Annotated in this window: 6 protein-coding genes; all 6 read left to right on the forward strand. The window is 45.8% G+C overall.

The window, feature by feature from the left end; translation table 11 throughout:
• On the forward strand, nucleotides 1–921 hold a 921-nt coding region (bioB, locus tag B4033_RS04960), incomplete at its 5' end, for a biotin synthase BioB (protein WP_286832486.1).
• Between the two features lie 87 nt (nucleotides 922–1,008).
• Nucleotides 1,009–1,731 (forward strand): alpha/beta hydrolase, encoded by a 723-nt coding sequence (locus B4033_RS04965; RefSeq protein ID WP_286832487.1) that lies wholly within the window; start codon nucleotides 1,009–1,011, stop codon nucleotides 1,729–1,731.
• 87 nt (nucleotides 1,732–1,818) lie between these two features.
• Nucleotides 1,819–3,099, forward strand: coding sequence for an adenosylmethionine--8-amino-7-oxononanoate transaminase (bioA, locus tag B4033_RS04970; protein WP_286832488.1), 1,281 nt, complete (start codon nucleotides 1,819–1,821; stop codon nucleotides 3,097–3,099).
• Nucleotides 3,096–4,265 (forward strand): 8-amino-7-oxononanoate synthase, encoded by a 1,170-nt coding sequence (locus B4033_RS04975; protein WP_286832490.1) that lies wholly within the window; start codon nucleotides 3,096–3,098, stop codon nucleotides 4,263–4,265. Before bioA ends, B4033_RS04975 begins: the two co-directional genes overlap by 4 nt.
• Nucleotides 4,262–5,014, forward strand: a complete 753-nt coding sequence (gene bioC / locus B4033_RS04980) for a malonyl-ACP O-methyltransferase BioC (RefSeq protein WP_071319920.1) — start codon at nucleotides 4,262–4,264, stop codon at nucleotides 5,012–5,014. Before B4033_RS04975 ends, bioC begins: the two co-directional genes overlap by 4 nt.
• Complete coding sequence (gene bioD, locus B4033_RS04985; RefSeq protein WP_004811009.1) at nucleotides 5,011–5,661, forward strand: dethiobiotin synthase; 651 nt, start codon at nucleotides 5,011–5,013, stop codon at nucleotides 5,659–5,661. Before bioC ends, bioD begins: the two co-directional genes overlap by 4 nt.
• The last annotated feature ends 389 nt before the right edge of the window (nucleotides 5,662–6,050 follow it).

Raw genomic sequence — 6,050 nt, forward strand, 5'->3', positions numbered from 1 at the left:
TTTCAGGCACAGCAAATTCATCGTGAGCATTTTGATGCCAATACCGTACAGGTCAGCACCTTGCTCTCTATTAAAACCGGTCGTTGTCCGGAAGACTGTAAATACTGCTCCCAGTCTGCCCATTACGATACAGATCTGGAAATTGAAAAAAGGGTAGAGGTACAAAAAGCGATTGCTGAAGCAAAACAGGCGAAAGAATCAGGATCGACCCGTTTCTGTATGGGCGCAGCATGGCGGAATCCGCATGAGCGCGATATGCCTTATGTGCTGGAATTGATCCAGGAAGTAAAAAAGCTGGGTATGGAAACCTGCATGACCTTAGGTATGTTGAATGCCTCTCAGGCAGAACGTTTAAAAGATGCTGGACTGGATTATTACAATCATAACCTCGACACTTCGCGTGAATATTACGCGAATGTCATTAGCACCCGAACTTTTGACGATCGCTTAAATACTTTAGACCATGTCCGTTCAGCTGGAATTAATGTATGTAGTGGCGGGATTGTCGGCTTGGGTGAAGGTAAACAGGACCGTGTGGGATTATTATTTGAACTGGCGACCATGCCAATTCACCCAGAATCGGTACCAATTAATATGCTGGTGCCAATCGAAGGAACACCGCTCGCCGATGTAGAAAAACTGGATGTGATTGACTGGATCCGGACGATTGCCGTAGCACGTATCATCATGCCAAAAAGCTATATCCGTCTGTCTGCAGGCCGTGAATCTCTATCTGATTCTGATCAGGCCCTGGCATTCATGGCAGGTGCTAACTCACTGTTCTCAGGGGATAAATTACTGACTGCACCGAATAGTGGTGAAGGCAAGGACAAAGCCCTGTTTGCCAAACTGGGGCTAAAAGCTGAAACACCGAAGAAAACCGGCCGTGAGCTTGCTATGGATGCCATGCAGCCTGCTTAAATTTTGCAGCTGTATATCAGGGATCATTTCGAAAGAGATGGGTCCCTTTTTTATTGAATAGATGACAAAAAATAGGGAACAGGATTGATGAAAATTCTGCTCATCAGCGGCTGGGGACTGGGGACTCAGGTACTGAATGAATTTGTACAGCAGCTAGAACAGCAGTTAATGCCACAGCATCAGATCGAAGTCTGGGATATCTTTGATCCGAATAATGCAGCAATACTGGCAGAAAAGGTACAGGTTGCAGCGGATAAAGATGTACTGATTGGCTGGTCACTTGGCGGGCAGTTAGCATTGTTATTGGCTAATGCAATCTATCAGCAGATACAAGTCGCCAAGCCCGTAATTGCCTGTATGTCAAACCCTTGCTTTGTGGCGCAAGAAAACTGGCCTCATGCTATGCTCAAAGTGCAGTATGAGCAATTTAAACATGCGGTGATGTTACAACCTCAACAGGCTCTAAAACGCTTCTGTGCACTGGTCACTTTGGGTTCAGTAACACCACGAGAACGGGCAAAATATTTAAAAGAGCAATTAGTAAATATTGATTTATCCTATCAGCAGGCTCATCTCTATCTTTTAGAACAATTAAATTTGGTAGATATCTTAAAAAGCTATCCTGGCAAGATGCTATTTATAAATTCTGAGAACGATATGTTAGTTCCCTACAAAGTTATACAAAATATTGCACATTTCAATGCAGATCATCTGAACTTGGTAAAAATTTCAGCTGCGCACGATGCTATCCTGTTCGATACCAGTTTGGTCATTGAGCCAATCTTGCAATTTTTACAAAAACTTCTTTAATCAGAAAAATGCTAAAGGTCAGCTAGATGTTCATTTCAGAATTAAACCGTTAAGATCAGGACAGCGCTATTGTTTAGGTTATTTTCCGTGCACGATTCTTTTGATCAGCAGCATATCTGGCATCCCTATACTTCCATGAGTCATCCTTTGCCTTGTTACAAGGTGAGGGCGGCACATGGTGCTGTAATTGAACTGGAAGATGGCACACAGCTGATTGACGGGATGTCGTCCTGGTGGTGCACGATCCATGGTTATAACCATCCAGAGCTGAATCAGGCGGTGCAGACCCAGTTGCAATCCATGTCACATGTCATGTTTGGTGGCCTGACCCATCAGCCAGCGATTGATCTGGCTAAATTGCTGATTGAGATTACTCCAGAGCCACTGGATCGGATTTTCTATGCCGATTCCGGTTCGGTTGCTGTGGAAGTGGCTTTGAAAATGGCGGTGCAATACTGGCATGCCCGTGGTCAGGCACAGAAAAGCAACTTTGTTACTACACGTTCTGGCTATCATGGCGATACCTGGAATGCTATGTCGGTCTGCGATCCGGTCACGGGCATGCACCAGATTTTTGGTTCTAGTCTGCCGAACCGTTATTTTGTTCCGGCACCACAAAGCCGTTTTGATGGTGAATGGCAAGTTGATGATATCCAGCCACTGGAACAATTGTTAGCAGAAAAGTATGAACAGATTGCAGCCATGATCATTGAGCCGATTGTGCAGGGAGCAGGTGGCATGCGCCTGTATCATCCGGAATACCTGCGCCAGGTACGTCAGCTGTGTGATCGTTACAATATCCTGTTAATTCTGGATGAAATCGCGACTGGTTTTGGCCGGAGTGGCAAACTGTTTGCCTGTGAACATGCAGGTATTAGCCCAGATATTATGTGTCTGGGCAAGGCGCTGACTGGTGGTTATATGACCTTGTCAGCCACAATGACGACTGCGCATGTCGCAGAAACCATTTCCAGTGGTGAAGCAGGCGTATTTATGCATGGCCCGACCTTTATGGCGAATCCACTGGCCTGTGCAGTAGCACTCAAAAGCACCCAGCTTTTATTGTCACAGGACTGGCAGGCAAGAGTGCAACAGATTGAACAAGTATTAAAAGACCATTTACAGCCATTAAATGCCTTGCCGCAGGTTGCGGATATCCGCGTACTTGGCGCGATTGGAGTCGTGGAGTTACAGCAACCTGTTGATCTGGCTAGCTTCCAGGCAGAATGTGTACGCCGTGGCGTATGGATTCGTCCCTTTGGTCGGTTAGTCTATGTGATGCCACCATTTGTGATTTCTGCTGAACAACTTAAAACTTTACTGGTGCATATGTGCGAGATGATTCAGGCAATGGGAACAACAGTATGAAGCATCTGGAACATTTTCAGCAGCAACTGGATAATTTGAAACAGCAGGGCCAGTACCGCCAGTTTAAGCAGGGGATTTCCAGCCAGCCTTATCTTCAGCTGAATGGGATTGAGATGCTGAATCTGGCATCCAATGACTATCTTGGTCTGGCGGCCGATCTGCCGCTACGGGAAGAATTTTTTGACCTGATACCACTTGCTGAACGACAGATGAGTGCCAGTTCTTCGCGCCTGCTGACTGGAAATTTCCCGGCCTATGAACAGCTGGAGACCAGCATGGCGCAGGCTTTTGGTCGTTCGGTGCTGTTATTTAATAGCGGCTATCATATGAATATCGGGATTCTGCCAGCATTGGCGGATAGCAAGACCGTTATTATTGCCGACAAGCTGGTACATGCCAGCATTATTGATGGTATCCGTTTATCCAATACCAGTTATGTACGCTACCGGCATAATGATCTGGAACATCTACAACAGCTTTTAGTAAAGTATCAGGCAGATGAAAATATTCAGCGCATTATTGTCGTCACTGAATCCATTTTTAGTATGGATGGTGATGAAACGGATCTCGGTGCATTGGTGGCACTCAAACAGCAATTTGATAAGGTCATGCTGTATGTGGATGAAGCCCATGCTATTGGTGTGCGTGGTGAACGCGGGTTGGGTTGTGCCGAGCAGTATCAGGTCATAGACCAGATTGACCTGCTGGTCGGGACTTTTGGCAAGGCACTGGCTTCAGTTGGTGGCTATCTGGTCTGTCATCCGCTTATTCGTGAATATCTGATCAACAGCATGCGTCCGCTAATTTTTAGTACTGCACAGCCCCCAATCTGTATGGCTTGGACGCATTTTATTTTCCAGAAAATGCAAGAAATGCAGGAAGAGCGCCAACAGCTTGCCAGTCTGGCTAGTCGCTGTCATCAGGGCATTCAGGCCTTGGGTTATGCTTGTCCATCCAGTTCTCAAATTGTACCGGTAATTATTGGCGATGCAGCCAAAACCGTCGCTGCAGCAGAATATTTACAGCAAAAGGGTTTTTATGTCCTGCCAGTACGTCCACCGACTGTACCTAAAAACACTTCCAGATTGCGAATCTGTTTACATCAGCAGGTCAGTCCGGTACAGCTGCAACAGTTGCAGGATGCTCTGCAGGAGTTGCCACGATGAAAACTGATCAGGTCGCGCAGCGCTTTGCTCAGGCACAGTCCAGCTATGAACAGCATGCTATTGCCCAGCGTCGGGTAGCAATGGAACTGGTCCAGTATATGCAAGCGCATATTGCGGTAAATTTACAGCGTATCCTGGAAATTGGCTGTGGTTCAGGTCTGTTTACCCGCCAGCTGATGCAGCATTACAGTTTCGACCAGTTGTTTTTAAATGACCTTTATCCAGAAGTTAAACAGCATTTTGAGGAAGATGGCCGGATTTACTGGGGAATTGGCAATATCGAAACTTTGCCACTTCCACAATCGCTGGATCTGGTGGTGTCCTGTTCTGCCTTGCAATGGGTGCAGCATCTGGACGCTTTATTTGTGAAAATTCATCAGGCTTTAAATCCGTCTGGCTGGTTCTGCTTTGCCAGCTATGCACAGGACAATTTAAAAGAAATTAAAGTATTGACTGGACAGGGGCTGAAATATCGCTCACTTCCACAAATGGTTGAACTGCTGGAATCTTGTGGTTATGAGGTCCTGATGCAGGAGGAACAGCGCCTGATTCTGGAGTTTGAACATCCTCGCCAGGTACTGAAACATATCAAGGCCACCGGCGTACAAGCAACGGCAGATGGTTTCCGCTGGAGCAAATCTTCCTTACAGCTTTTTTATGAGCAATATCAACAATTCCAGCTATCAGATAGCCAGAAGTATCCTTTGACCTATCACCCGATTTATCTCATTGCACGGAAGCACCCATGAACGCAAACATCTATTTTGTCAGCGGTATAGATACCGGTATTGGCAAGACCTATGCCACCGGTTTTCTGGCCAAAATCTGGAATGCGCAGGGCATTCGTACTATTACCCAGAAGTTGATCCAGACTGGCAACACTGATCTGTCTGAAGATATCGAACAGCATCGCAAGATCATGGGCTGTGGCTTGCTGCCAGAAGATCAGCAAAAGCTGACTATGCCGGAAATTTATAGCTATCCGGCATCACCCCATCTGGCAGCACGTTTGGACCAGCGTCCAGTAGACTTTCAAAAAATTGAACAGGCCACACAGCAACTGGCCGCACAGTTTGACCGTGTTCTGCTGGAAGGAGCAGGTGGTCTGATGGTGCCACTGACAGAAGACCTGCTCACCGTAGACTATATTGCCGCACAGCAGCTTCCTGTCATTCTGGTAACCTCAGGTCGTCTTGGCAGTATCAATCACACTCTGCTCAGTCTGGAACTGCTCAAACAGCGTAAGATTGAGCTGTATGCGCTGGCATTTAACCATGCCGATGATGCTCAGGATGAAGTCATTGCACAGGATACTATTCAGTATCTGCAGCAATGTTTGCAAAAGGATTTTCCAAATGCACAGTGGCTGGATATTCCGGTATTTCAGGAAATCTGAAGTTCTGTTTTAGCCTGGTAGTATGGCGCTATGCAATAAAGAAAATTCATCCGGAACAGTTTCTGTTGACCGGACTTGGGCTGTCGAGAATGTGAAATTTATAGCGTACTGCAACAAAAGCCTGCCTGATCCGGACAGGGTGATCATTCAGCTAAACCTTTTTCTGCCGGAAAGTATTTTAAGTTGAAGCGTAGCTCTCTGTCTGATCCTGCTACTGTAATAAGATGAGATTCTCAATTTAGATATTATTTTTGTGGCTCGGCGCATTCCTGTTCAAAGTATGCGGTTGTACTTTTCCTGAAATGAATAAGCTCTGGAACATGAAAATTAATTTCTTATATTCAAAAATTTATAAAAATTAAGAATGAAAATAAGGCTTTCATAATAAA

The sequence above is a fragment of the Acinetobacter sp. UBA3132 genome, assembly GCF_002364825.1.
Taxonomy (GTDB): Bacteria; Pseudomonadota; Gammaproteobacteria; order Pseudomonadales; family Moraxellaceae; genus Acinetobacter; species Acinetobacter schindleri.

Coding starts and splice junctions, on each gene's coding strand:
- B4033_RS04965 (WP_286832487.1), top strand. CDS start 1,009: ATGAAAATTCTGCTCATCAGCGGCTGGGGACTGGGGACTCAGGTACTG.
- B4033_RS04975 (WP_286832490.1), top strand. CDS start 3,096: ATGAAGCATCTGGAACATTTTCAGCAGCAACTGGATAATTTGAAACAG.
- bioC (WP_071319920.1), top strand. CDS start 4,262: ATGAAAACTGATCAGGTCGCGCAGCGCTTTGCTCAGGCACAGTCCAGC.
- bioD (WP_004811009.1), top strand. CDS start 5,011: ATGAACGCAAACATCTATTTTGTCAGCGGTATAGATACCGGTATTGGC.